At 56.4% G+C, this 25042-nt stretch carries 20 protein-coding genes; 5 read left to right on the top strand and 15 right to left on the bottom strand.

Annotated features, from left to right (window positions below; translation table 11 throughout):
* Position 1: 1 nt before the first annotated feature.
* The 3 genes from yidC (at position 2) to AC0IXH_RS17775 (ending at position 4068) form a co-directional block, all read left to right on the top strand.
* Positions 2–1648 (top strand): membrane protein insertase YidC, encoded by a 1647-nt coding sequence (gene yidC, locus AC0IXH_RS17785; RefSeq protein ID WP_134823112.1) that lies wholly within the window; start codon positions 2–4, stop codon positions 1646–1648.
* A gap of 132 nt (positions 1649–1780) precedes the next feature.
* A complete protein-coding gene (gene mnmE, locus AC0IXH_RS17780; protein ID WP_013204570.1) occupies positions 1781–3145 on the top strand; it encodes a tRNA uridine-5-carboxymethylaminomethyl(34) synthesis GTPase MnmE in 1365 nt (454 codons plus the stop codon).
* A 182-nt stretch (positions 3146–3327) separates the two neighbouring features.
* Positions 3328–4068 (top strand): 4'-phosphopantetheinyl transferase family protein, encoded by a 741-nt coding sequence (locus AC0IXH_RS17775; RefSeq protein ID WP_346595984.1) that lies wholly within the window; start codon positions 3328–3330, stop codon positions 4066–4068.
* Between the two features lie 71 nt (positions 4069–4139).
* Here the strand turns inward: AC0IXH_RS17775 and AC0IXH_RS17770 are convergent, their stop codons facing one another.
* A complete protein-coding gene (locus AC0IXH_RS17770) occupies positions 4140–5453 on the bottom strand; it encodes an NCS2 family permease (protein ID WP_013204572.1) in 1314 nt (437 codons plus the stop codon).
* A gap of 210 nt (positions 5454–5663) precedes the next feature.
* On the opposite strand from AC0IXH_RS17770, the gene yieH reads away from it, so the two are divergent.
* Entirely contained in the window at positions 5664–6326 is a 663-nt protein-coding gene (gene yieH / locus AC0IXH_RS17765) for a 6-phosphogluconate phosphatase (protein ID WP_013204573.1), read from the top strand.
* A 37-nt stretch (positions 6327–6363) separates the two neighbouring features.
* On the opposite strand, the gene AC0IXH_RS17760 is transcribed toward yieH, so the two are convergent.
* The 9 genes from AC0IXH_RS17760 to AC0IXH_RS17720 form a co-directional block, all read right to left on the bottom strand.
* A complete protein-coding gene (locus AC0IXH_RS17760; RefSeq protein WP_013204574.1) occupies positions 6364–7599 on the bottom strand; it encodes an MFS transporter in 1236 nt (411 codons plus the stop codon).
* Between the two features lie 116 nt (positions 7600–7715).
* Positions 7716–8453: a phosphate signaling complex protein PhoU gene (gene phoU / locus AC0IXH_RS17755; RefSeq protein ID WP_013204575.1), complete on the bottom strand. Its 738-nt coding sequence runs from the start codon at positions 8451–8453 to the stop codon at positions 7716–7718.
* 17 nt (positions 8454–8470) lie between these two features.
* Positions 8471–9241: a phosphate ABC transporter ATP-binding protein PstB gene (gene pstB / locus AC0IXH_RS17750; protein WP_013204576.1), complete on the bottom strand. Its 771-nt coding sequence runs from the start codon at positions 9239–9241 to the stop codon at positions 8471–8473.
* A 44-nt stretch (positions 9242–9285) separates the two neighbouring features.
* A complete protein-coding gene (gene pstA / locus AC0IXH_RS17745) occupies positions 9286–10173 on the bottom strand; it encodes a phosphate ABC transporter permease PstA (protein WP_013204577.1) in 888 nt (295 codons plus the stop codon).
* Positions 10170–11132: a phosphate ABC transporter permease PstC gene (gene pstC / locus AC0IXH_RS17740; RefSeq protein ID WP_346568277.1), complete on the bottom strand. Its 963-nt coding sequence runs from the start codon at positions 11130–11132 to the stop codon at positions 10170–10172. Before pstC ends, pstA begins: the two co-directional genes overlap by 4 nt.
* Before the next feature lie 85 nt (positions 11133–11217).
* Positions 11218–12258: a phosphate ABC transporter substrate-binding protein PstS gene (gene pstS / locus AC0IXH_RS17735; protein WP_013204579.1), complete on the bottom strand. Its 1041-nt coding sequence runs from the start codon at positions 12256–12258 to the stop codon at positions 11218–11220.
* A gap of 141 nt (positions 12259–12399) precedes the next feature.
* Positions 12400–13143, bottom strand: a complete 744-nt coding sequence (locus tag AC0IXH_RS17730; protein WP_346600355.1) for an FCD domain-containing protein — start codon at positions 13141–13143, stop codon at positions 12400–12402.
* Positions 13144–13239: 96 nt separating this feature from the next.
* Complete coding sequence (locus tag AC0IXH_RS17725; RefSeq protein ID WP_471720773.1) at positions 13240–15606, bottom strand: glycoside hydrolase family 31 protein; 2367 nt, start codon at positions 15604–15606, stop codon at positions 13240–13242.
* Positions 15607–15637: 31 nt separating this feature from the next.
* Positions 15638–16945, bottom strand: coding sequence for an MFS transporter (locus AC0IXH_RS17720; RefSeq protein WP_206404592.1), 1308 nt, complete (start codon positions 16943–16945; stop codon positions 15638–15640).
* Between the two features lie 317 nt (positions 16946–17262).
* On the opposite strand from AC0IXH_RS17720, the gene uxaC reads away from it, so the two are divergent.
* Complete coding sequence (gene uxaC, locus AC0IXH_RS17715) at positions 17263–18672, top strand: glucuronate isomerase (RefSeq protein ID WP_134823118.1); 1410 nt, start codon at positions 17263–17265, stop codon at positions 18670–18672.
* A gap of 93 nt (positions 18673–18765) precedes the next feature.
* On the opposite strand, the gene glmS is transcribed toward uxaC, so the two are convergent.
* The 5 genes from glmS to atpG form a co-directional block, all read right to left on the bottom strand.
* On the bottom strand, positions 18766–20598 hold the full coding sequence (gene glmS, locus AC0IXH_RS17710; protein WP_471720772.1) for a glutamine--fructose-6-phosphate transaminase (isomerizing): 1833 nt from the start codon (positions 20596–20598) through the stop codon (positions 18766–18768).
* A 185-nt stretch (positions 20599–20783) separates the two neighbouring features.
* Positions 20784–22154: a bifunctional UDP-N-acetylglucosamine diphosphorylase/glucosamine-1-phosphate N-acetyltransferase GlmU gene (gene glmU / locus AC0IXH_RS17705; RefSeq protein WP_471720771.1), complete on the bottom strand. Its 1371-nt coding sequence runs from the start codon at positions 22152–22154 to the stop codon at positions 20784–20786.
* 124 nt (positions 22155–22278) lie between these two features.
* Positions 22279–22698 carry a F0F1 ATP synthase subunit epsilon gene (locus tag AC0IXH_RS17700; RefSeq protein WP_013204586.1) on the bottom strand — a complete coding sequence of 140 codons (420 nt, stop codon included), beginning with the start codon at positions 22696–22698 and terminating at the stop codon, positions 22279–22281.
* Positions 22699–22722: 24 nt separating this feature from the next.
* Positions 22723–24105 carry a F0F1 ATP synthase subunit beta gene (gene atpD, locus AC0IXH_RS17695; RefSeq protein WP_013204587.1) on the bottom strand — a complete coding sequence of 461 codons (1383 nt, stop codon included), beginning with the start codon at positions 24103–24105 and terminating at the stop codon, positions 22723–22725.
* 61 nt (positions 24106–24166) lie between these two features.
* Positions 24167–25036, bottom strand: coding sequence for a F0F1 ATP synthase subunit gamma (atpG, locus tag AC0IXH_RS17690; RefSeq protein WP_105760544.1), 870 nt, complete (start codon positions 25034–25036; stop codon positions 24167–24169).
* Between the last annotated feature and the right edge of the window lie 6 nt (positions 25037–25042).

Genomic DNA, 25042 nt, shown 5'->3' with positions numbered 1-25042 from the left:
GATGGATTCGCAACGCAATCTTTTTCTCATCGCTTTTCTGTTCGTGTCTTTTATGATCTGGCAAGCCTGGCAGACGGACCACGCTCCGCAGCCTGTGCAGACTCAGACCACACAAAACACGACCAGCGCAGCCGGTGATGCCGCAAACCAGGGCGTACCTGCCAGCGGACAGGGCAAAACGATCACCGTTAAGACTGATGTCCTGACATTACATATCAACACCCGTGGTGGCGATATCGAGCAGGCACAGCTGCTGACTTACCCGGATAAACTGGGTTCTTCTCAGCCATTCCAGCTGCTGGAAACCAACCCAGGTTTTCTGTATCAGGCTCAGAGCGGTCTGACCGGTCGTAACGGCCCGGACAACCCGGCTAACGGCGCGCGTCCACTGTTCACCACCACTCAGGATAGCTTTGAGATGGCGGACGGCCAGAGCGAACTGCGTATCCCGATGACCTACACTGCGGAAAACGGCGCAACCTACACCAAAACCTTCGTACTGAAGCGCGGTGAGTTTGCGATCAACGTGGATTATCAGGTTAACAACACCACCCAGCAGCCGCTGGAAGTGGCGATGTTCGGTCAGCTGAAGCAGACCATCGACCTGCCAAAACACCGCGATACCGGCAGTAATAATTTTGCGTTGCACACTTTCCGTGGCGCGGCTTACTCCAGCAGTGAGACCAACTACGAGAAGTACAAGTTTGATAAAATCAGCGATAACGAAAACCTGAGCACCACCACCAACAACGGTTGGGTGGCGATGCTTCAGCAATACTTCGCGACGGCCTGGGTGCCACGCACCAACGGCACCAATACGCTTTACACCAGTAACCTGGGTAACGGTATTGCGGCTATCGGCTACAAATCTGCACCGGTCACTATCGCCCCTGGCGCGCAGCAGAATCTGGCTGCCACCCTGTGGGTTGGACCGGAAATTCAGGACAAGATGGCCGCTATCGCGCCGCATCTGGACCTGACCGTGGATTATGGCTGGTTGTGGTTTATCTCGCAGCCGCTGTTCAAACTGCTGAAATTCCTGCACAGCTTTATCGGTAACTGGGGCTTCTCCATTATCGTTATCACCTTTATCGTTCGTGGCATCATGTACCCGCTGACTAAAGCGCAGTACACCTCCATGGCGAAAATGCGCATGCTGCAGCCGAAGATTCAGGCAATGCGTGAGCGTATCGGTGAAGATAAGCAGCGTATGAGCCAGGAAATGATGGCGCTGTACAAAGCAGAGAAAGTGAACCCATTGGGTGGCTGTCTGCCGCTGGTTATCCAGATGCCAATCTTCCTGGCGCTGTATTACATGCTGATGGGCTCGATTGAACTGCGTCATGCGCCGTTTGCACTGTGGATCCATGACCTGTCTGCACAGGACCCGTACTACATCCTGCCGATCCTGATGGGCGTAACGATGTTCTTCATTCAGAAGATGTCGCCGACCACCGTGACCGACCCGATGCAGCAGAAGATCATGACCTTTATGCCGGTGATCTTCACCGTGTTCTTCCTGTGGTTCCCGTCTGGTCTGGTGCTGTACTACATCGTCAGTAACCTGGTCACCATTATCCAGCAGCAGCTGATTTATCGCGGCCTGGAAAAACGTGGCTTACACAGCCGTGACAAGAAGAAAGCATAAGTTTCACTAAAAGATGCTTCACCCGGAGGATTTCTCATTGCAGCCAATACGCGGGCAGTGAGAAAGAGGAAGGGTGTACTATAAGGCGGTCACTGACCGCCTTATTTTTTTGCCAAAAAAAGAGAGCCGAATATGAGTCATAGCGAGACTATCGTCGCCCAGGCGACGCCGCCAGGCCGCGGTGGTGTGGGCATCCTGCGCATTTCCGGCAGCAAAGCCGCTGAGGTTGCTCAGGCACTGCTGGGCAAGCTGCCTAAACCCCGCTACGCCGACTATCTGCCCTTCCGTGATACCGACGGGAAAGCGCTGGACCAGGGCATTGCGCTGTGGTTCCCAGGCCCGAACTCCTTTACCGGCGAAGATGTGCTGGAACTGCAGGGTCATGGCGGCCCGGTGATCCTCGACCTGCTGCTTAAGCGCATTGTCGCCATGCCTGGCCTGCGTATCGCCCGTCCCGGCGAATTCTCAGAACGCGCCTTCCTCAATGACAAGCTGGACCTCGCGCAGGCTGAGGCGATTGCCGACCTGATTGATGCCAGTTCTGAACAGGCGGCGCGCTCGGCGCTGAACTCCCTTCAGGGGGCGTTTTCGCTGCGCGTTAACCATCTTGTGGAAGCACTTACTCACCTGCGAATCTACGTCGAAGCGGCTATCGACTTCCCTGATGAGGAGATCGACTTCCTGTCAGACGGCAAAATCGAAGCGCAGCTGGAACAGGTGATTGCCGATCTGGATGGCGTGCGGGCCGAAGCGCGTCAGGGCAGCCTGCTGCGGGAAGGCATGAAGGTGGTGATCGCCGGTCGCCCCAATGCCGGTAAGTCCAGCCTGCTGAATGCGCTGGCAGGCCGTGAGGCGGCGATTGTGACCGATATCGCCGGTACCACCCGCGACGTGCTGCGCGAGCACATCCATATTGACGGTATGCCGCTGCATATCATTGATACCGCCGGACTGCGCGAAGCCAGCGACGAAGTTGAGCGCATCGGCATCGAACGTGCGTGGAACGAGATCGAACAGGCAGATCGCGTGCTGTTTATGGTTGACGGCACCACCACCGGCGCCACCGAGCCTGCCGAAATCTGGCCAGACTTTATTGCCCGTTTACCCGCGACTTTGCCGATCACCGTGGTGCGTAACAAAGCGGACGTCACCGGCGAGGCGCAAGGTCTGACGGAAGTGAATGGCCACTCACTTATTCGGCTATCGGCCCGCACCGGCGACGGCATTGACGTGCTGCGCAACCATCTGAAAGAGAGCATGGGCTTCTCCGGCAACATGGAAGGCGGCTTCCTGGCGCGTCGTCGTCACCTGCAGGCGCTTGAGTTAGCAGCTACTCACTTACTCCAGGGAAGAGAGCAGCTGCTGGGCGCCCGTGCTGGCGAACTGCTGGCGGAAGAGCTGAGAGTGGCGCAACAGGCGTTAAGCGAAATCACCGGCGAGTTTACCTCCGATGATTTGCTGGGCCGCATCTTCTCCAGCTTCTGCATCGGTAAATAAATCAAAGGGGAAACGCCCGTTTCCCCTCTTTTCTCTGCAAAACGTCCAATGCTGCTCAGCTAGCGCCAAAAACATGATCTTAATCTGAAAGTCTGCACTTCCACGTAAAGTGAGGTGATATTTGCTAAGAAAATTCTTACAATAGCCCCGATGATTTTCCGACCATTTTCACGGAGCGACAGATGGCCAGTCATTTTGCACGCCGCACCCTTACCCAGGGTCTCCCCTCGGTACAGCGACTCTCACAACCCCTGCTTGATTTCTCCAGCACGCTGGCTGAAAAGCGCCGTGTGCGTTATCTGGCAGCCCGCGCGTTGCTGGCTGACCTGATGCTGCGCGTTTATGGCCTTTCACAGCTGCCGGAAATGACGCTAAGCGCATGTGGCCGCCCGGTGTTTGCCGACCCCGATCTTCCTGACTTCAGCCTGGCCTATGCCGGTAACATTATTGGCGTCCTGCTGGCAGAAGATGGCGGTCATGCCGGGCTGGGCATTGAAATTGTCCGTGCGCACAGCAGGCAAACGCAGGAGCAGTATCTGCAAGGCCTCTCTTCCGGTGAACGCGCCTGGATTAATGCGCAAACCGACCCCAGCGAAGCCGCTATCCAGCTGTGGGCAATGCGTAAAAGCCTGATGAAGCTGACCGGGGTGAAAGAAGGCAGCAGCGAGTCATTGCGGCTGCATCCCGCCTCTGGCCGCTTACGCTCGCTGGAGTATCCCGATATTCAGGCGGTTTCCGACGTGGAACCCTTATTGATCTGGTCCTGTGCGTTGTCACCCGGCAACGAGCGTTTGCATCTTTGGGAGTCTGACGAAGAGAAGAACTGGACGCGACTGCAGGATATTCAGGTCAACAAACCGGCGATGGGCCAACGCATGCTGCGTCTGACCAGCCTGCCAGCAGAGAAAGTGTTTCAGGGATAGGCACGGGAAACGCGGCGAACGCCGGCGTTGAGAAAGCCACAGGCCAGCCGGAGCTGGCCTGCTTAACGCGATTAATGCGCGTCGATAAACACGATTTTCAGCACAAACAGCAGCGCGACAACCACCACGCAGGGGCTGATTTCACGCCAGCGACCGGTGCCAAACTTCATCACGCAGTAAGAGATAAAGCCTAACGCAATCCCTTCGGTAATGGAGAAGCTGAAGGGCATCATCACCGCCGTGACGAAGGCCGGAACGGCTTCGGTCAGGTCATCCCACTTCACGCGCGCCAGGCTTGAGCTCATCAGCACGCCAACATAAATCAGCGCACCCGCCGCCGCATAGGCTGGAACCATGCCCGCCAGCGGTGACAGGAACATCACCAGCAGGAACAGGATCCCGGTCACCACCGCCATTAACCCGGTACGGCCCCCGATGGAAACACCGGATGAGCTTTCGATATAGGCCGTCACGGAAGAAGTGCCGATATAAGAACCGGCCACCGAGCTGATGCTGTCAACGAACAGCGCCTGCTTCATGCGTGGGAAGGTGCCTTTCTCATCGGTCAGACCCGCTTTATCGGTGACGCCAATCAGCGTACCGGAGGAGTCGAACAGGTTAACCAGCATAAAGGAGAAGATGATGCCGGCCATGCCAACGTTCAGCGATCCGGCCAGGTCCACCTGACCGACAATCGAGGTGATGCCGGTTGGGGCGGAGAAGACGCCGCCGTATTTCACATCACCAATCGCCAGACCAATCAGCGTAGTCACCACAATCGACACCAGCACCGCGATATGAATATTGCGGGAAGCCAGAATGGCGATAATAAAGAAGCCCAGCGCACCCAGCAGCACGCTGTGTGAGGTCAGGTTACCGACCGCCACCAGCGTATCTTTGTTGGAAACGATGATGCCGGCATTTTTCAGGCCGATCATCGCAATAAACAGACCGATACCGGCGGTGATCCCCACGCGCAGGCTGGCAGGAATATTGGCAATCATCCAGTAGCGGACGCGGAAAATGGTCAGCAGCAGCAGGCCAACCGCGCCCCAGAAGATGGCGCCCATACCCACCTGCCAGGAGATGCCCATCGCACCGACCACAACGAAAGCAAAGAAGGCATTCAGGCCCATTGCCGGCGCAAGTGCCACCGGCAGGTTAGCGACCAGGCCCATCAGGATGCTGCCGAACGCGGCAATCAGACAGGTGGTGACAAACACCGCCTGGGTGTTCATGCCCGCCACACCGAGGATCTGTGGGTTCACAAAAACGATATACACCATCGTCAGGAAAGTGGTGATACCTGCAATCACTTCGGTACGGACGGTCGTGCCGTGTTCCTGCAGTTTAAAGATCCGCTGTAGTAGGCCTGGATTAGTCATTATGTGATTCCAAAACGGAGAAAAGTTGTCGACGGCTATCCTAACCTAAAATTCTGATTTTGGGAGCTAACCGACAGGTTTTTTCGCAACCGGTTGCGCCGCGTTTTACAGACGTTCACAACCACTAACTGGAATTGACATTTCTCAGTCGCAATTCAGCCGCAGGTAAGTCAAAGTGGAGCGACCGTAAAAAAACTCAGGGAGACACCGATGACTGTTGGCTGTGTATTTTTTGATTGCGACGGAACGCTGGTGGACAGTGAACTGCTTTGTACCCAGGCCTACGTGAATACCTTCGCGCAGTTTGGCGGCGACCTTTCACTGCAGGAGATGTTTGAAAAGTATAAAGGCGTCAAGCTGTACGACATTATTGCCGAGGTGTGCGCCGGGCATCATCTCAGCGTCAGCAAAGAGGAGTTCGAACCGGCGTACCGCAAAGAAGTGGCGCGGCTGTTCGATCTGGAACTGAAGCCGATCGCCGGCGCAAAAGCGCTGCTTGAGCAGATCACCGTGCCGATGTGCGTGGTATCCAACGGGACGGTGCCAAAAATGCAGCACTCGCTGGGGCTGACGGAGATGCTGCCGTGGTTTACCGATCGCCTTTACAGCGGCTATGACATTGGCAGCTGGAAACCCGATCCGGAATTGATGTACCACGCCGCCCGCGAGATGAACGTTCCCATCGGGCAGTGCATTCTTATTGATGACTCTGAAGCGGGAGCGAAGGCCGGTATTGCGGCAGGCATTCCGGTGTTTTACTTCTGCGCGGATGCGCATAATAAGCCGCTGGATCACCCTTTGGTCACCCCTTTCACCGAGATGGCCGAACTGCCTGCACTGTGGCGGGCAAAAGGCTGGAACATCACCCGCTAAGCGGCGTCAGGGGCGAATCTCTTCGCCCCTGAGCCGATCAGCCAATCGCGCCCAGCGAATCCTCCGTGCCCTGCTTTTTGGGCAGCAGGAACAGGGTGGCGAAGATATCCAGCAGGTAAATCAGCGCCAGCAGGGTAATTGCGGCGGTAAACGACAGGTGGATCACCAGCAGACCAATCACCAGTGGGCCAAAGCCGCCCACGCCACGGCCGAGGTTGAACAACACGTTCTGCGCCGTTGCCCGCACCTTCGCCGGGTAGGTGTCCGAAATCAGAGCACCGTAACCGCCAATCATCCCGTTCACAAACATCCCCATCACCGCACCGGTAAACAGCATCACGGTCGGGTCGCGCAGCTGCGCATACACGATCACCATAATCACCGCACCAAACTGGTAAAGCAGGAAAATCTTCCAGCGCGCGAAGCGGTCCGCCAGCACGCCAAACAGCCAGATGCCAAAGGTCATGCCGATCACCGTCACCGCTGTCCACAGCCCTGACTTGGTCAGTGAGAAGCCGAAATTGCTGGAAAGGTAGCTTGGCATCCAGATCATCAGGCCGTAATAGCCAAAATTCTGCACCGAGCAGAGGATGAAAATCCCCAGACTGGCTTTGGCGGTCGCGCGATCCTTGACCAGCAGCTTAAGCCTTGCTGAGAACGAAAGGCCCTGATTCACATCCACATGTTGGGTAAATCCCGCCGGTTCGCCCATGCCACGGCGGATAATAAAGGAGGCGAAAGCCGGCAGTAACCCGACCAGGAACATGCCGCGCCAGCCAATGTAGCCCAGCAGGAACGGGGTGATAAATGCCGCCAGTAACACGCCCAGCTGCCAGCCGATACCGACCCAGGCCGACGCGCGGTTACGCTTGTTGGCAGGCCAGGCTTCGGCAATCAGCGCCATGCCAATGCCGAATTCCCCGCCCAGCCCGACGCCCGCTAAGGTGCGGTAGGCCAGCAGATCCCAGTAACCCTGCGCCACCGCGCACAGGCCGGTGAACACTGAGAACATCAGGATGGTATAGGTCAGTACGCGGATGCGTCCAAAGCGATCGCTCAGGTGGCCGAAGATAATGCCGCCCAGTACCGCGCCAATCAGCGTCCAGGTCACCAGTGAGCCCGCCTGCGAAGGGCTGAGCGCCAGTGAAATTGAGATGGCGGGCAGCATAAAGCCCAGAATCAGCAGATCGAAGCCGTCCATTGCATAGCCGCTGATCGCCGCCAGCATGGCCTTGCCCGGAGTAGCGCCCTTTACGGGCGTCTTTGAAATCATGAGTGTTCCCTGCCAGAAATAAAGTGCGGCAAGTATAAGTAGGCAGGCGGTCACATTCCAGACGAAAAGTCGCCGGCAGGATCAACGGGCCGGACTCAGCCGGCCAGTGGAGAACATCAGGTGGGGGAATTACTGCCTTCGTCGTCGCCGGTTAACAGCTTATCGAGCTCGTCACCGCCAACGTGGCGGAAATCCTGCCCTTTAACGAAGTAGAAGATGATTTCGCAGATATTCTGACAACGATCGCCGATACGCTCGATGGCGCGGGCGCAGAATAACGCGGTCAGCACGCTGGGAATGGTGCGCGGATCTTCCATCATATAGGTCATCAGCTGACGCACGATGCCCTCATACTCCTGATCGACCTTCTTGTCTTCACGGTAGATCTCAATCGCCGCGCCCAGATCCATCCGCGCAAAGGCATCCAGCACATCATGCAGCATCTGAATGGTGTGGTGACCCAGTGACTCCAGGCTGACCAACAGCGGCTTGTGATGCTGACCGAACTTCTCCAGCGCGGTGCGGCTGATCTTCTCGGCCACATCACCAATGCGTTCCAGCTCGGAGATGGTTTTGATGATCGCCATCACCAGACGCAGATCGCTGGCGGTGGGCTGACGTTTGGCGATGATGCGCACGCAGGCTTCATCAATCGACACTTCCATCATGTTGACCTTCTGGTCACCATCAATCACCTGCTTCGCCAGCTCGCCATCCTGGTTGTGCATCGCTTTGATGGCGTCCATCAGTTGCTGCTCAACCATGCCGCCCATGGTCATCACCTGGGTACGGATATGCTCCAGCTCGGCGTTAAACTGCCCGGAGATATGTTTATTCAGATTCAGGTTATCCATCGTACTCTCCAGTCAACTCAACCGTAACGGCCGGTAATGTAGTCTTCAGTTTGTTTCTGATGCGGCTTGGTAAACAGCGTGTCAGTATCGCTGAATTCAATCAGTTCGCCCAGATACATAAAGGCCGTGTGATCGGAACAGCGTGCAGCCTGCTGCATGTTGTGCGTCACGATAACCACGGTGTAATCCTGCTTTAATTCGGTGATCAGCTCTTCAATGCGGCCGGTCGAGATCGGATCCAGCGCCGAGCAGGGTTCATCCAGCAGCAGCACCTCCGGGCGAATGGCAATGCCCCGCGCGATGCACAGACGCTGTTGCTGACCACCCGACAGGCTGTAGCCACTCTGGTGCAGCTTGTCTTTGGTTTCTGTCCACAGCGCGGCCTTGGTCAGCGCCCACTGTACGCGCTCATCCATATCCGCGCGGGACAATTTTTCAAACAGGCGCACGCCAAAGGCGATGTTGTCATAAATCGACATCGGGAACGGCGTCGGCTTCTGGAACACCATTCCGACCCGGGCACGCAGCAGCGCGATATCCTGGCTGGCGGTGAGAATGTTTTCGCCATCCAGCATGATCTCGCCTTCTGCCCGCTGTTCCGGGTAGAGCGAGAACATCTTGTTAAAGGTACGCAGCAGGGTGGACTTGCCACAGCCTGACGGGCCGATAAACGCCGTGACCTGGTTTTTCGCGATATCCAGATTGATGTTTTTCAGCGCATGAAATTTCCCGTAGTAGAAGTTCAAATCACGAACCTGAATCATCTTACTTGAGGTGTTGTCAGCCATTCTCTTTCTCGCTTATTCACGCCGCCGCAGCCGCGCTTAAGTAATTAATGTTTGCCCTTGGCAAAAACGACGCGCGCCAGGATGTTCAGCAACAGCACGCAGAGGGTAATCAGCAGCACGCCCGCCCAGGCCAGACTCTGCCATTCGGCAAACGGGCTCATGGCGAATTTAAAGATGGTCACCGGCAGGTTGGCCAGCGGCTGCATCATGTCAGTACTCCAGAACTGGTTGGAGAGTGAGGTGAACAGCAGCGGTGCCGTTTCGCCCGCAATACGGGCAATCGCCAACAGTACGCCGGTCAGAATGCCGGAAACGGAGGCTTTCAGGGTGATCGCCGAGATCATCTTCCACTTCGGCGTGCCCAGCGCGTACGCCGCTTCACGCAGGCTGTCAGGCACCAGTCGCAGCATGTTTTCCGTGGTGCGGATAACAATCGGGATCTGCAGCAGTGCCAGTGCAACCACACCTGCCCAGCCAGAGAAGTGCTGCATCTTAGCCACAACCAGCGTGTAGACAAACAGACCGACCACAATCGAAGGAGCAGACAGCAGGATGTCGTTAATAAAACGGATCACCTCGGCCAGCCAGGATTTGCGGCCATATTCGGCGAGATAAACCCCGGCCATAATGCCCAGCGGCGTGCCGATCACCGTGGACCATAAGATTAACAGTCCGCTACCGGCGATGGCGTTGGCCAGGCCGCCACCGGCGGTATTTGGCGGCGGCGTATTCTCGGTAAACAGCGACAGCGTCATGCCATCCACGCCACGAGTGACGGTGGCAAACAGGATCCACACCAGCCAGAACAGGCCAAAGGCCATGGTCAGCATCGACAGCGCCAGCGCGATGCGGTTTTTCATTCGACGCCACGCCTGCATTTTGCGGCGGGATGCGTCCAGTTCGGCGCGAGACTGCATTTCCATGGTGGTCATGTGCGCGCTCCTTCACTTTTTGCCAGGCGCAAAATCATCAGTTTTGAGCAGGCCAGCACGATAAAGGTAATCACAAACAGGATCAGGCCCAGCTCCATCAGCGCGGCGGTATGCACGCCGGATTCCGCTTCAGCAAATTCGTTCGCCAGCGCGGAGGTAATACTGTTGCCCGGCATAAACAGCGACGGGCTGTCGAGCTGGTAGGTGTTACCGATGATAAAGGTCACCGCCATGGTTTCACCCAGCGCACGCCCCAAACCGAGCATCACGCCGCCAATCACGCCGTTTTTGGTGAACGGCAGCACCACGCGCCAGATCACTTCCCAGGTGGTGCAACCGATGCCGTAAGCCGACTCTTTCATCATCACCGGCGTTTGTTCAAACACATCGCGCATCACAGACGCGATGTACGGGATGATCATGATCGCCAGGATAATCCCGGCAGCCAGAATACCAATACCAAATGCCGGACCCGAGAACAGCGTACCGACGATGGGAATGTTCGCCATCAGGTCGCCCAACGGGGTCTGGAAGTAGGTGGCAAACAGCGGCGCAAAAATAAACAGGCCCCACATGCCGTAGACAATGCTGGGGATCGCCGCCAGCAGCTCAATCGCCGTGCCCAGCGGGCGGCGCAGCCAGTTCGGTGCCAGTTCAGTCAGGAACAGGGCGATACCAAAGCTGACCGGAACGGCAATAATCAGCGCGATAATCGAGGTCACAACGGTGCCGTAAATCGGTACCAGCGCACCAAATTGTTCGTTGGGTGCATCCCAGGTTTTGGTCCACAGGAACGAGAAACCAAATTTCTCAATGCTGGGCCAGGAAGAGATGATCAGAGAGACAATAATGCCACCGAGCAGCAGCAGCACGATCAGCGCAGCCAGTTTTACCAGCGCACCGAAAATGATGTCACCCTGCTTGCCGGGGGCTTTGAATGTCGGCTTGGTTGCAGCCATAGAGTTCTCGATGTTGAAAGTGTAGGGGCGGCACGACGGTGCCACCCGAGGGAACGGGCCGGAGTGCTCCGGCCCCTACAACAGCTTAGTACAGTGCTTTACCGGAGCTGTCTTTCACGTTGGTTTTCCAGGCGGCACGGATCTGCTCAACTACCGAGTCTGGCAGCGCAGCATAGTCCAGGCTGTTGGTGGTTTTGCCGCCGTTTTTGTAGGCCCAGTCGAAGAATTTCAGTACCGCTGCGCCTTTCTCCGCGTTGGCCTGCTCTTTCTGCACCAGGATAAAGGTGGTGGAAGAGATTGGCCATGCGTCGTCACCTTTCTGGAAGGTCAGGTCCTGGGCGAAAGATTCCGTCCAGTTCGCGCCTTTCGCGGCGTTGCTGAAGCTCTTCTCGCTTGGAGAAACGGCTTTACCGTCAGCATCCATCAGTTTGGTGTACGCCAGGTTGTTCTGCTTGGCGTAGGCATATTCTACGTAACCGATTGAACCCGGCAGACGCTGAACGAACGCGGCGACGCCGTCGTTACCTTTACCGCCCAGACCGGTTGGCCAGTTAACGGTGTTGCCTTTACCAATTTTGCTGTTCCAGTCGCTGTTAACTTTCGCCAGGTAGCTGGTGAACACGTAGGACGTACCGGAACCGTCAGCGCGGCGCACCACGTTGATGTTGCTGTCTGGCAGCTTAACGCCTGGGTTCAGCTTGGTGATTGCCGGATCGTTCCACTTCTTGATGGTACCCAGGTAGATATCACCGACGGTTTTACCGTCCAGCGTCAGCTGACCGGATTTGATTCCCGGAATGTTGACGGCCAGCACCACGCCACCGATCACGGTTGGGAACTGGAACAGGCCATTTTTCTGCAGATCTTCATCTTTCAGTGGCGCATCAGACGCACCAAAATCGACGGTTTTTGCGATGATTTGCTTCACGCCACCGGATGAACCGATACCCTGGTAGTTAACCTGAGCGCCAGTCGCTGTGTTGTAGTCTGCAGCCCATTTGTTGTACACAGGCGCCGGGAAAGTCCCACCGGCACCGGTCAGGTTAGTGGCGGCAAAAGCAGAAACCGCGGTCAACGAAAGGGTTACCGCTACACATTGAGCCAGGGTTTTTTGCATCAGTGTCATGTTCCCTCCAGGGGGATTAAAAGTCAGGCTTAACGCCATTTTAATAATGAATAATCATTGCTGCTGGAGGCAAAATAGGACAGTTTGATGACAGTAAAATGTACGCTTTATGACAGTTTTGTGACAGTGGGTGAGTTTGAGTCAGGGCGTGACGCGGATAGGCCAGGAGCCGAAAAGATAACCATCAAATTCAGGGGCATCGACATCTGACAGGGCCATCAGACGTAACTTTACGTTCTCCAGATGCGTCCACATCGCCAGTTTGGCGGCAGCGGCGTCTTTTTTCTGTAACGCAGCCAGGATCAGCTGGTGATCCTTCAACCATTCGCGGCGGTACTCCTTGCTGGAGATGCGCTCATGCAGCTGTTGCCACATGGGGTTGTTCTCCCGCTGCGCCCAGCACTGCTTCCACATCTCTGTCAGCATATTGTTGTGGGTGGCTTCGACAATGGCCAGATGGAACAGCTTATCGCCATCCTCACCGCCACCGGTTTCAATATCTTTAATCTCGGCATCCAGCGCGGCGCGCATTTTCTTGATATCCGCTGGCGTGACCTGCAGTGCGGCAAATTCGGCAATGTTGCTTTCCAGCAATTGCCTGGCCTGCAGCAGTTCGAACGGCCCGATCAGCGAGGCGCCGTCCTGTTGCTGGCGATCGCCTGGCATGGCAATCACATAGATCCCCGAGCCTTTGCGCACCTCAACGTAACCTTCAATTTCCAGCATGATCAGGGCTTCGCGCACCACTGAGCGACCAACCCCCACCCGCTCAGCGATATCCCGCTCGGGAGGCAGTCGCGTGCCGATCGGATACTTGCCTGAATGCAGCTCTTCTTTCAGGTATTCACCGACCTCGCGGTATTGACGCTTTACTTCAACACTCATAGCCACAGCCTCAGTCAGGAAATACGCCTTCAGATAGTAGGAAAATGCTGAAGAGTGGTCAACCAGAATGCCGTTCTGGTTGACGCATTCTGCCGCTTAGCGCAGCGTCCAGCCCGCCTGACGCTCGCCGTTGATGGTCAGCGCGCGGGTTTCTCCTGCGGGCAGCTGCAGGCGTAAGGTTTTCCAGGCCGGGCGATAGTGTCCATGGGCAGTGAACTGAATATTGATGCGCTCAGCATCGCTGCTCAGCGTCCAGTTGAGCCACAACGCACCGTCGCGCTGCCACTCCCAGCTTTCCCCATCATCTTCAAACAGCATGCCGGTCTCTTCAGCGATCCCTTGTGCCGGGAACAGCAGCAGCGTGCGCTGGTCATCCAAATCATTGTCGATATGGCCCACCCGGCTGGCCTGCGGCAGCGCCGCGCCCGCTCTGACCATCAACGGCAGTCGGTCTAAGGGCGCATCCACGCTAATCGTCTGGCCGCCCTGGTGCCACTGACCGCTGTAATAATCGTACCAGCCGGTGGTATTTTCAGGCAGGTAGATGGTGCGCTGCGTGGCTCCCGGCTCGACCACGCTGGCCACCAGCAGATCGCGCCCCAGCATAAAATCATCGGTCTCGTCGAAGGTGCGGGGATCGTGCTCGTGGTCTAGGAAGGTCGGGCGCAGCATCGGCTCATCGTCCTGACTGGCCTGCCACAGCAGCGTGTACAGGTAAGGCATCAGACGGTAGCGCAGCGCCATCGCGTCGCGGATCGCCGGGGTGACCTCCGGGTACATCCAGGGTTCATTGACCGTGCGATCGTCATTCCATGAATGGATGGTGAAACGCGGATGCATGACGCCGTTCTGGACCCAACGCACAAACAGCTCCGGATCGGGCTTGGCGCCTGAGAATCCGCCCACGTCATGCCCAACGTTATATAAGCCGGAGAGGCTCATCCCGACGCCCATCCGCGTGTTATAGCGCAGCGTCTGCCAGTTAGTGCGGTTGTCGCCACTCCAGGTCTGCACATAGCGCTGCATCCCCGCACAGCCTGAACGGGAGATCAGGAAAGGACGCTTTTCGGGCGCGAACCGCTGCTGGGCCTCCATCGAAGCACGCATCATCAGTAGCGGCATGACCGGACGGATCAGCTTGATCGGCAACGGCTGACCGAAGCCGTGACAGCGCGCTTCGCCATCCCAGACTTCATATTCGTTGTTGTCATTCCAGGTGGAATCAATCCCCTTTTCCAGCAGCTGGTGGGTGACATTTTCCTGCCACCAGGCCACCGTGGCCGGATTGGTGAAGTCGAGGTGCGATCCTTCGTCATCCCAGAAGACCGAGCGTTCAGGCGCGTCTGATTCAGAATCGCGAATAAACAGCCCCTTCTGCGCCACTTCGTCATAGCGCGGATGGTCCTGCAACAGGCACGGCTTGATGTTGGCAGCCAGCTTCATTCCGGCATCATGAAACGCCGCACTCATCACCTCCGGCTGCGGCACCTTGTCGTGGTTCCAGTTGAAGACATAACGCTTGTCGTTGATTGAGGTGTAGCCTGACGACAGCTGGAACGAGTCGCACGGAATGGCATTTTCCCGACACAGCGAAATAAAGTTCATCAGCTGAACCTGCGCATCCGGCGCATCGGTGTAATGCATGGTCGAACCGCTGTAGCCGAGGCTCCATTTCGGGCCAAACAGCGTTTTCCCGGTCAGACGAACAAAGGCTTTGGTGACATCCAGTACTTTTGGCCCAAGGAACAGGTAATAATCGAGGTCGCCTGCCTCGGCCTGATAACGGCGGTACGGCAGATGGTAATTATCCAGCTCGTTGCCTAAATCCAGCTGAGTGGTGCTCAGGTTGTCATAAAACAGCCCAAAGCTGACGGTATCGCGGCGCGTCAGGGTGAAGGGAATATGCTTATACAGCGGATCGGTCGAGGCGGCGTTATAGCCCATCGCATCCAGGTTGCGCATTTCATAGCGGCCTCCGGTACGGTTAAGATCGCCCGCTTTCTCGCCCAGGCCGTAATAGTTATCTTCCGCGTAACGGCGCTGATAATGCGCCACGCCATCACCATGGGCATTGAGCAGATAGGCACCGGTAGGGCGATCGGCGCAAAGCGGCTGCCATTCCGCGTCTTCATTAAGATATTCCCACTCCAGCCACAGCGGCTGATGAACGGTCACCCGCAGGCAATCGGTGGTCACCACCAGCCTGTCGTCCTGATGCTCGCAGTGATAACCCGGCAGCGAGAAGCCTTCACAGCTTTCCCTCAGGCGACCTTCCCACGGCACGTCCGCTTCCGGCGCGATGCTCCAGGTGCGATCCAGCGCCAGCTCCCCTTTCTGCTTGATCAGCACCCGACACAATCCCTGTTCCAGCACGTACAGGCGGAACAGGTGTTTTTCATCGACGCGAAGCTCAATAAATTCGGCCGTTTTCTGCCCTAACACCCAGTTTTTCAATGTTTTCATCGTTTACTCTTCAAAATTGTCAGTCTGAAAATCAGGCCGCGCGCGACGTGCTTCGACGTTCGGCAATAAACGCAACCAGGAACACAGCACCAATCAGATCGAAAAAGCCCATGGCCACAAACAGCGGATTGAATCCGATGGTGTCAGCCGTGACGCCTATCAACAGGGAGAACAGGAAGCTGGCGATCCAGGCAAAGGAACCCCGCATTCCGTTCACCGTAGCCATCTGCCCTTTATCAAAGGACTCCACCACCAGCGCACTTAACATGCAGGAGATCACCTGATGGCCAAAGCCACCCACCGAGATCAGGATAATGGTGATGTAAGGGTCTTTGGTGATTGCCACCAGCGCCAGCGACAGCATCAGGAATGCGCCGGTCACCGAGCTGGCAACCACCGAGTTCACCAGCGAGCAGCCAAACCAACGGGTGTAGAGGCGCGTCAGGTAGCCACTGGCGATGCTGCCCAAATCGGCGGCGAGGAACGGCAGCCAGGCAAACATGGCAATCTGTTTCAAATCCATGCCGCGTTCGCTGGCGAGGTACAGCGGTACCCAGAAGCTTAAAACTGCCCAGGCGGGCTCAGCCATAAAGGCCGGGATGGCGATGCCGTAGAAACGTTTGTTTTTGCCGACGGTTTTCAGCGCGGTGAAGAACGGCAGCCTGACCGCATCGGGCTCGTTATCCTGCTTGATCAACGCCAGCTCGTCTTTGTCCAGACGCGGGTGATCTTCCGGCGAATGATAGAACAGCAGCCACAGCACCACCCAGCCAGCTGCCAGCGCGCCCGAGAACAGGAAGGCGCCTTGCCATCCCCAGTAGCTGTGGGTGACGTAAATGATCGGCGGCGCCAGCATGGCACCGACAGAGAAGCCGACACCGGCCCAGCCTGCGGCGATGGGGCGCTCTTTTTTCGGGAACCAGTCGCCAATGGTTTTGGCGTTAGCAGGCGTGGCAGCGGCTTCCGCGGCACCCATAAAGAAGCGCAGGATCGCCAGATGGATCCAGCTTCCCGCGCCGGCATGTAACAGGCTGACCAGTGCCCAGATACTGGCGCAGATCACAAAGCCCAGCTTGAGGCCAATCACATCAATCAGCCAGCCACACAACGGCTGGAACAGCGTATAGGCCAGCTGGAAAGCACCGACAATCCAGGAATACTGTTCGGTGGTGATCCCCAGACTGGTTTTTAATTCCGGGGCCAGAATGCCCAGCGAGTTGCGGGTCAGGTAGTTAACGGTAACGCCCAGCAGGAACAGCACCAGCATCCACCAGCGTAACTTTTTGACTTTTCTCTTACTGCCCACCGCGTCTTGCACACTGTTTGCCGTCAGGCTCATCGCTTATCTCCGGTCGAAAGAGGTAACGGCGGCGGTCAGTCACGTCACTTTCCAGACGCATTGCTGATCCACACCCTCACCCTGGTTGCCCGCATCTTGCGGACAAGGTGAAAAAGTGGTCAACAGGAAATGTGCAGATGGGTGATATCACTCACAACAATAGCCAATATTGGTCGACCAAAACGCTATTTTGGTGTTTTATGGCAGTTAACCGCCTCTCTTCGACCATTTAATGAGCGAATGCGAGCATTTATGTAAAAAGTGGTCAACCAAATATCCTGCCGCGATGGGATGTCTGGCAAAACGGAGCCTACGCAATGACGGTATTTATGGGTGAAGATTTCTTACTGCGCAGCGATGCCGCGCGCGAGCTGTATCACCGCTATGCGGCGGATATGCCGATCTATGACTATCACTGCCATCTCAACCCGCAGGATATTGCTGAAGACCGTCAGTTTGAGAATCTCAGCCAGATCTGGCTGGAAGGCGATCACTATAAATGGCGGGCGCTGCGTGCAGCGGGCGTGGCAGAGTCGCTGATCACCGGCAACGGCAGCGATTATGATAAATATCAGGCCTGGGCGCAGACCGTGCCGAAAACGCTGGGCAATCCGCTCTATCACTGGACGCACCTCGAGCTGAAGCGGCCGTTTGGCATCACCGGCCAGCTGTTCCGGCCTGAAACGGCAGAAAGCCTCTGGCATCAGTGCAACGCGCAGCTGGCGACGCCGGAATTTTCCGCGCGCGGCATTATGCGGCAGATGAAGGTGAAAATGGTCGGCACCACCGACGACCCGATCAGCGACCTGCGTTACCATCGCCAGATCGCCGCTGACCGCACCTTCGACACCGAGATCCTGCCAAGCTGGCGTCCGGACCGCGCCTTTAAAATCGAACTGGACGGTTTCGCCGACTATATCTCTCAGTTGGGTGAAGCGGCGGACGGTGAAATTACTGACTGGGACAGCCTGCTGACCGCCTTAACGCGCCGGCTGGATCACTTTGAGGCCCATGGCTGCCGCGCGGCCGATCACGGCATCGAAATCGTACGCTTTGCGCCAGTGCCGACAGAAGCCACCCTAAGCCGCCTGCTGCAACGGCGGATTGCCGGGCAGACGCTGGATGAGACAGAGGTCGCGGGCTTCACCACCGCCGTGCTGGTGTGGTTAGGTCAGCAATACGCGCAGCGCGGCTGGGTGATGCAGTATCATATTGGCGCATTACGCAATACCAACAGCCGGATGTTCAGGCTGGTGGGCGCCGATACCGGGTTTGATTCCATTGGCGACCGCACCTACGCCCGCGAGCTTTCGCAGCTGCTGGATGAGATGGATAAAACCGACCAGTTGCCGAAAACCATTCTTTACTGCCTGAACCCACGCGATAACGAGATGATCGCCGCGCTGACCGGCAATTTCCAGGGCGGCGGCATTGCCGGCAAGATCCAGTTCGGCTCCGGCTGGTGGTACAACGATCAGAAAGACGGGATGCAGCGCCAGCTGGAACAGCTTTCTCAGCTTGGCTTGCTGAGCCAGTTCGTCGGCATGCTCACCGATTCCAGAAGCTTCCTGTCCTATACCCGTCACGAGTACTTCCGCCGCATCCTGTGCAATATGCTGGGTGGATTGATGGAGCAGGGCGAAATCCCGCATGAAATGGCGTGGTTGGGCGAAATGGTGCAGAACATCAGCTATAACAATGCCCAGCGCTATTTTGCTAAAGCCTGAGTCGCCCGGCGTTGAGCCATAAAAAAACCCCGGTTGTGCCTTCAACAGCAGAACCGGGGTTTTGTTTTTGCGGAGCCTATCAGACGAAAGCGGTTATTCCACCGTGACTGACTTCGCCAGGTTACGCGGCTGGTCGACGTCAGTGCCCTTAATCAGCGCAACGTGGTACGACAGCATCTGCAACGGCACCGTGTAGAAGATTGGCGCGATGATATCTTCAACGTGCGGCAGCGGGATGATGCGCATCCCTTCGGAGTTGCTGAAGCCGGCATCCTGATCGGCGAACACGTACAGCAAACCGCCGCGCGCGCGCACTTCTTCGATGTTCGACTTCAGTTTTTCCAGCAGCTCGTTATTCGGCGCGACCACAATCACCGGCATATCGGCATCAATCAGCGCCAGAGGACCGTGTTTCAGTTCGCCGGCCGCATAGGCTTCCGCATGAATATAGGAGATCTCTTTCAGCTTCAGCGCCCCTTCCATGGCGATCGGATACTGATCGCCACGGCCAAGGAACAGCGCATGATGCTTGTCAGAGAAGTCTTCCGCCAGCGTCTCAATCAGCTTGTCCTGCGACAGCATCTGCTCGATGCGGGCTGGCAGCGCCTGCAGGCCATGCACGATGTCATGCTCAATCTTCGGATCCATGCCTTTCAGGCGACCCACTTTCGCCACCAGCATCAGCAATACCGTCAGCTGCGTGGTGAAGGCTTTGGTCGACGCCACGCCGATTTCGGTGCCCGCTTTGGTCATCAGCGCCAGATCGGATTCACGCACCAGCGAAGAACCGGCCACATTACACACCGCCAGCGATCCCAGATACCCGAGCTCTTTCGACAGACGCAGCGCAGCCAGCGTGTCCGCCGTTTCACCCGACTGGGACAGGGTGATCAGCAGGCTGTTTTTACGCACGGCGGATTTGCGGTAGCGGAATTCAGAGGCAATCTCAACGTCACACGGCACGTTGGCCAGCGCTTCGAACCAGTAGCGCGACACCATGCCGGAGTTGTAGGAGGTGCCACAGGCGACAATCTGGATATGCTCAACCTGCTTCAGCAGTTCGTTGGCCTGCGGTCCCAGCTCAGAGAGGTCCACTTCACCGTGACTGAAACGCCCGCTCAGGGTGTTTTTGATCGCCATCGGCTGCTCGTAAATCTCTTTCTGCATGTAGTGGCGGAACTGGCCTTTATCGCCGGCATCGTACTGCACGTTAGATTCGATTTCGGCGCGGGTGACCTGCTCGCCCTGACGATCGACAATGGTGACATCGCGACGGGTGATCACCGCAATATCGCCTTCCTCAAGGTAAACGAAGCGACGGGTGACCGGCAGCAATGCCAGCTGATCGGAAGCGATAAAGTTTTCGCCCACGCCACGGCCAATCACCAGCGGGCTGCCGGAACGGGCGGCCACCAGCAGCGACGGATCGCGGCTGTCCATGATCACCATGCCATAGGCACCGCGCAGCTGGGGGATCACGCGCTGTACCACTTCACGCAGTGAACCGCCCTGTTGCTGCTGCTCCCAGTGAACCAGGTGAGCAACCACTTCCGTATCGGTCTCGGAGGCAAAGCGGTAGCCACGCTCGATCAGCAGTTCGCGCAGTGGCTCATGGTTTTCAATGATGCCGTTGTGAACGATGATGATGTGTTCAGAGATATGGGGATGCGCATTCGCCTCGGAAGGCTCGCCGTGGGTTGCCCAACGGGTATGCGCTATGCCTGTTCCACCCAGCAATGGCGTGGTTTCAGCCGCTTCGGCCAGCATGGCCACTTTACCGACACGGCGCAGGCGCGTGACCTGGCCTTCTGCGGTAACCACTGCCACACCGGCAGAGTCGTAGCCGCGGTATTCGAGACGACGTAAGCCTTCAAGCAGGATTTCAGCGATATCACGCTGGGCTACTGCACCAACAATTCCACACATAATGTTATTCCTGAGGTCATGACCGTAACGGTCATTAACTTTGTCTTCTGACCTGATGAGTCCGGATTGCGCCGGTTCCCCGAGCCTTTGTAGAGAGTGGGGATTATATTTATGACTGCTTTTGCGGGAGGGATGGTTCCCTCCTCAGAATAATTTGGGGGTAACCTGGGTTACCCTGTTAGTGCTTACTTCTTCTTCGCCGGGCGCTGCCAGTCTGTTTTCAGATTCTGGTCTTTGCGGTTATACACCAGGCCTGCGGCGGCAACGTCTGTCATCACCGTGGTGCCCGCAGCGATGGTGGCACCCGCCGCAACATTGACCGGTGCCACCAGCTGCGTATCCGAGCCGACAAACACACCATCGCCAATCACCGTCAGCGATTTGTTCACGCCGTCGTAGTTGCAGGTGATGGTGCCCGCGCCGATGTTCACATTGGCGCCGATCTTCGCATCGCCAAGGTAGCTCAGGTGACCGGCTTTCGAGCCTTTGCCTAACGAGGCTTTTTTCATTTCGACGAAGTTGCCAACATGGGCACCTTCCGCCAGCTGCGAGCCTGGACGCAGACGCGCAAACGGCCCAATGGTGCAGGCAGCGGCCAGCTCGGCGTCATCCACCACGCTGTAAGGACTGATTTCACAGTCATCACCAATCACGCAGTTTTTCAGGATACAGCCGCTGCCAATTTTGACCCGATTGCCAAGCTTAACCTGACCTTCAATGATCACATTGGTGTCGATCTCCACGTCCCGGCCGTGGGTCAACTCACCACGCAGATCGAAACGGGCCGGATCTTTCAACATCACGCCAGCCAGCAACAGCTTCTCAGCCTGTTCAGCCTGGTACACACGCTCAAGCGTCGCCAGCTGCAGGCGATTATTCACCCCTTCGGTCTCTGTCGAGCGCGTCGGGTGAACCGCCTGGGTCGCGCGGCCCTCCTGATGGGCGAGCGCTATGATGTCGGTAATATAGTATTCGCCCTGAGCATTGTTGTTGGTCAGCTTGCTCAGCCAGCGTTTCAGATCGGCACCGTTAGCCAACAGAATACCGGTATTGATTTCGGCGATCGCCAGTTGCTCCGGTGAGGCATCTTTCTGTTCGATAATGCCGACTACCGAGCCGTTCTCACGAATGATGCGCCCGTAACCGGTTGGATTATCCAGAATGACCGTCAGCAGCGCGATGCCGCCTTCTGGCTTCACGCTTTGCAAACGTTGCAGCGTCTCAACCGAGATCAGCGGCACGTCGCCATACAGCATCAGAATGTCTTCATCGTCGGCAAAGTAAGGCGCAGCCTGCTGCATCGCGTGGCCGGTTCCTTTCTGTTCTGCCTGCAATACCCAGTTCAGCGCCGGGTCCGTTAAGGTGGATTGCAGCAGATCGCCACCGTGGCCATAGACCAGGTGAACCTTGTCAGCGCCAAGCTGGGTAGCGGCATCAATGACGTGTTGCACCATCGGCTTTCCCGCCAGGCGGTGCAGCACTTTCGGCAAGTCGGAGTACATGCGGGTTCCCTTGCCGGCGGCAAGGATCACCACGCTCATTGCGCTGGTAGACATAGACATCCTGATATTCAGTTATTGAACGGAAGTAAAACGGTTTAACGGTGAAAATACTACATTTTTCTCGGCAAAAAAAATGCCAGTCAGTTTCCTGACTGGCATTCTGCAGATTAAACCTGAGTTACATCGCTCTTTTGGTCAACTCGATCACGCGCAGTTTGGCGATCGCTTTAGCCAGTTCAGCCGACGCGGTTGCAAAGTCCACATCACCGTGGGAGCTGTTCATGTGCTCCTCGGCTTTGCGTTTTGCTTCCATTGCACGGGCCTCATCGAGGTCGGTACCACGGATCGCGGTGTCAGCCAGCACGGTAACCGCGCCAGGCTGCACTTCCAACACGCCGCCGGAGAGATAAATATACTCTTCTTCGCCCTGCTGTTTAACGATGTGAACCATACCAGGTTTAATGGCGGTCAGGAGAGGAGCGTGATTTGGGCGAATACCCAGCTCACCTTCCGTTCCTGATACCTGGATGCTTTGTACCAGACCGGAGAACATTTGCTGTTCTGCGCTGACAACGTCCAGGTGAAAAGTCATAGCCATAATTAACCTCCACAGAAACCGTTATTACAGTTTCTTCGCCTTTTCTACAGCTTCTTCGATGGAACCAACCATGTAGAAAGCCTGCTCTGGCATATGGTCGAATTCACCTTCCATGATGCCTTTAAAGCCACGGATGGTATCTTTCAGAGACACATATTTGCCTGGAGAACCGGTGAAGACTTCTGCCACGAAGAATGGCTGGGACAGGAAACGCTGCATCTTACGAGAGCGTGCTACCACCAGTTTGTCTTCTTCAGACAGTTCGTCCATACCGAGGATGGCGATGATGTCTTTCAGTTCCTGATAACGCTGCAGCAGGGACTGAACGCCACGTGCAGTGTCGTAGTGCTCCTGGCCAACAACCAGTGGATCCAGCTGACGGCTGGTAGAATCCAGTGGGTCAACCGCTGGGTAGATACCCAGAGAAGCGATCTGACGGCTCAGTACCACGGTTGCATCTAAGTGAGCAAAGGTGGTGGCTGGTGATGGGTCAGTCAAGTCATCCGCAGGAACGTAAACGGCCTGTACGGAGGTGATTGAACCGGTCTTGGTGGAGGTAATACGCTCCTGCAAGACACCCATCTCTTCAGCCAGCGTTGGCTGATAACCTACCGCAGAAGGCATACGACCCAGCAGTGCTGATACTTCAGTACCGGCCAGGGTGTAACGGTAGATGTTATCGATGAACAGCAGTACGTCACGACCTTCGTCACGGAACTTCTCAGCCATGGTCAGACCGGTCAGCGCTACGCGCAGGCGGTTTCCTGGTGGCTCGTTCATCTGGCCATAGACCAGTGATACTTTATCGATAACGTTTGAGTCGGTCATTTCGTGGTAGAAGTCGTTCCCTTCACGGGTACGCTCGCCCACACCGGCAAATACAGAGAAACCTGAGTGCTCAGCCGCAATGTTACGGATCAGCTCCATCATGTTTACTGTTTTACCCACACCCGCACCACCGAACAGACCGACTTTACCGCCTTTAGCAAACGGACACATCAGGTCGATAACTTTGATACCGGTTTCCAGCAGCTCTTGCGAGTTTGACTGATCTTCGTAAGAAGGTGCCGCGCGGTGAATCGCCCAACGCTCTTCTTCGCCGATGTCGCCTTTCATATCGATTGGCTCACCCAGCACGTTCATGATACGGCCCAGTGTGGCAACGCCCACTGGCACTTCAATCGGGTGCTCAAGGTCAACCGTTTCCAGACCGCGCTTCAGGCCGTCGGAAGAACCCATGGCGATGGTACGAACGACGCCACCACCCAGCTGCTGCTGGACTTCCAGCACCAGACGAGCATCACCATTTTTAACCTCAAGGGCGCTGTACACTTGTGGTACTGCGTCCTGAGGGAACTCGACGTCCACTACGGCGCCGATTACCTGGACAATCTTTCCAGTAGCCATCTTGAATCCTCTACCTAATTCGTTTATACCCCGCCGCTAACAGCTGGCAGGGTATACCTGGTTAAACCGCGGAGGCCCCACCGACAATCTCGGTAAGTTCCTGGGTGATGCTGGCCTGACGAGCTTTGTTGTATACCAACTGCAGCTCTTTGATCAGGTTTCCGCCGTTGTCGGTAGCAGCTTTCATCGCCACCATACGCGCGGCCTGCTCGCTGGCCAGGTTCTCTACAACACCCTGGTAAACCTGAGACTCGACGTAGCGACGCAGTAATGTGTCCAGCAGCGCTTTCGGATCCGGCTCATACAGATAATCCCAGGTACTCTTCTTCACCACGCCTTCGCTCTCGTCTGCTGGCGGTAACGGCAGCAACTGAACGATTTGTGGAGACTGGGACATGGTGTTGATAAATTTGTTGCTGACGACAAACAGCTTGTCGAGACGACCTTCGTCATAGGCTTGCAGCATCACTTTCACTGGGCCAATCAGATCGGACAGGGAAGGTTTATCTCCCATGCCGGTCACCTGGGCAACAACGTTGCCACCGACAGAGCTGAAGAATGAAAGGCCTTTCGATCCGATAATCGCGAGATCGCTCTCAACGCCTTTATCAGACCAGCTTTTCATATCTGCCAGCACGCGTTTGAACAGGTTAATGTTCAAACCACCACAAAGCCCGCGGTCGGTAGACACGACCAGATAACCAACGCGCTTAACGTCACGCTCGTCCAGGTAAGGGTGTTTGTACTCCAGATTCCCTAACGCAATGTGACCAATCACTTTGCGCATGGTCTCTGCATAAGGACGGCTGGCCGCCATGCGTTCTTGCGATTTACGCATTTTAGAGGCAGCGACCATTTCCATCGCTTTGGTGATCTTCTGCGTGTTCTGGACGCTTCCGATCTTACTACGTATCTCTTTTGCGCCGGCCATAAGCTT

Source organism: Erwinia sp. AC075, from assembly GCF_979253995.1.
Note: the sequence above shows the minus strand (reverse complement) of the source record. Positions and strands in the feature narration are given on the sequence as shown.

What these genes read in the sequence shown, in the direction of transcription:
- atpG (WP_105760544.1), bottom strand. Translation starts at nt 25,036, where the DNA reads ATGGCCGGCGCAAAAGAGATACGTAGTAAGATCGGAAGCGTCCAGAAC.
- AC0IXH_RS17770 (WP_013204572.1), bottom strand. Translation starts at nt 5,453, where the DNA reads ATGACTAATCCAGGCCTACTACAGCGGATCTTTAAACTGCAGGAACAC.
- AC0IXH_RS17730 (WP_346600355.1), bottom strand. Translation starts at nt 13,143, where the DNA reads ATGAGTGTTGAAGTAAAGCGTCAATACCGCGAGGTCGGTGAATACCTG.
- atpD (WP_013204587.1), bottom strand. Translation starts at nt 24,105, where the DNA reads ATGGCTACTGGAAAGATTGTCCAGGTAATCGGCGCCGTAGTGGACGTC.
- AC0IXH_RS17725 (WP_471720773.1), bottom strand. Translation starts at nt 15,606, where the DNA reads ATGAAAACATTGAAAAACTGGGTGTTAGGGCAGAAAACGGCCGAATTT.
- pstB (WP_013204576.1), bottom strand. Translation starts at nt 9,241, where the DNA reads ATGGCTGACAACACCTCAAGTAAGATGATTCAGGTTCGTGATTTGAAC.
- AC0IXH_RS17720 (WP_206404592.1), bottom strand. Translation starts at nt 16,945, where the DNA reads ATGAGCCTGACGGCAAACAGTGTGCAAGACGCGGTGGGCAGTAAGAGA.
- phoU (WP_013204575.1), bottom strand. Translation starts at nt 8,453, where the DNA reads ATGGATAACCTGAATCTGAATAAACATATCTCCGGGCAGTTTAACGCC.
- uxaC (WP_134823118.1), top strand. Translation starts at nt 17,263, where the DNA reads ATGACGGTATTTATGGGTGAAGATTTCTTACTGCGCAGCGATGCCGCG.
- pstA (WP_013204577.1), bottom strand. Translation starts at nt 10,173, where the DNA reads ATGACCACCATGGAAATGCAGTCTCGCGCCGAACTGGACGCATCCCGC.
- AC0IXH_RS17760 (WP_013204574.1), bottom strand. Translation starts at nt 7,599, where the DNA reads ATGATTTCAAAGACGCCCGTAAAGGGCGCTACTCCGGGCAAGGCCATG.
- pstS (WP_013204579.1), bottom strand. Translation starts at nt 12,258, where the DNA reads ATGACACTGATGCAAAAAACCCTGGCTCAATGTGTAGCGGTAACCCTT.
- yidC (WP_134823112.1), top strand. Translation starts at nt 2, where the DNA reads ATGGATTCGCAACGCAATCTTTTTCTCATCGCTTTTCTGTTCGTGTCT.
- AC0IXH_RS17775 (WP_346595984.1), top strand. Translation starts at nt 3,328, where the DNA reads ATGGCCAGTCATTTTGCACGCCGCACCCTTACCCAGGGTCTCCCCTCG.
- mnmE (WP_013204570.1), top strand. Translation starts at nt 1,781, where the DNA reads ATGAGTCATAGCGAGACTATCGTCGCCCAGGCGACGCCGCCAGGCCGC.
- glmU (WP_471720771.1), bottom strand. Translation starts at nt 22,154, where the DNA reads ATGTCTACCAGCGCAATGAGCGTGGTGATCCTTGCCGCCGGCAAGGGA.
- glmS (WP_471720772.1), bottom strand. Translation starts at nt 20,598, where the DNA reads ATGTGTGGAATTGTTGGTGCAGTAGCCCAGCGTGATATCGCTGAAATC.
- AC0IXH_RS17700 (WP_013204586.1), bottom strand. Translation starts at nt 22,698, where the DNA reads ATGGCTATGACTTTTCACCTGGACGTTGTCAGCGCAGAACAGCAAATG.
- pstC (WP_346568277.1), bottom strand. Translation starts at nt 11,132, where the DNA reads ATGGCTGCAACCAAGCCGACATTCAAAGCCCCCGGCAAGCAGGGTGAC.
- yieH (WP_013204573.1), top strand. Translation starts at nt 5,664, where the DNA reads ATGACTGTTGGCTGTGTATTTTTTGATTGCGACGGAACGCTGGTGGAC.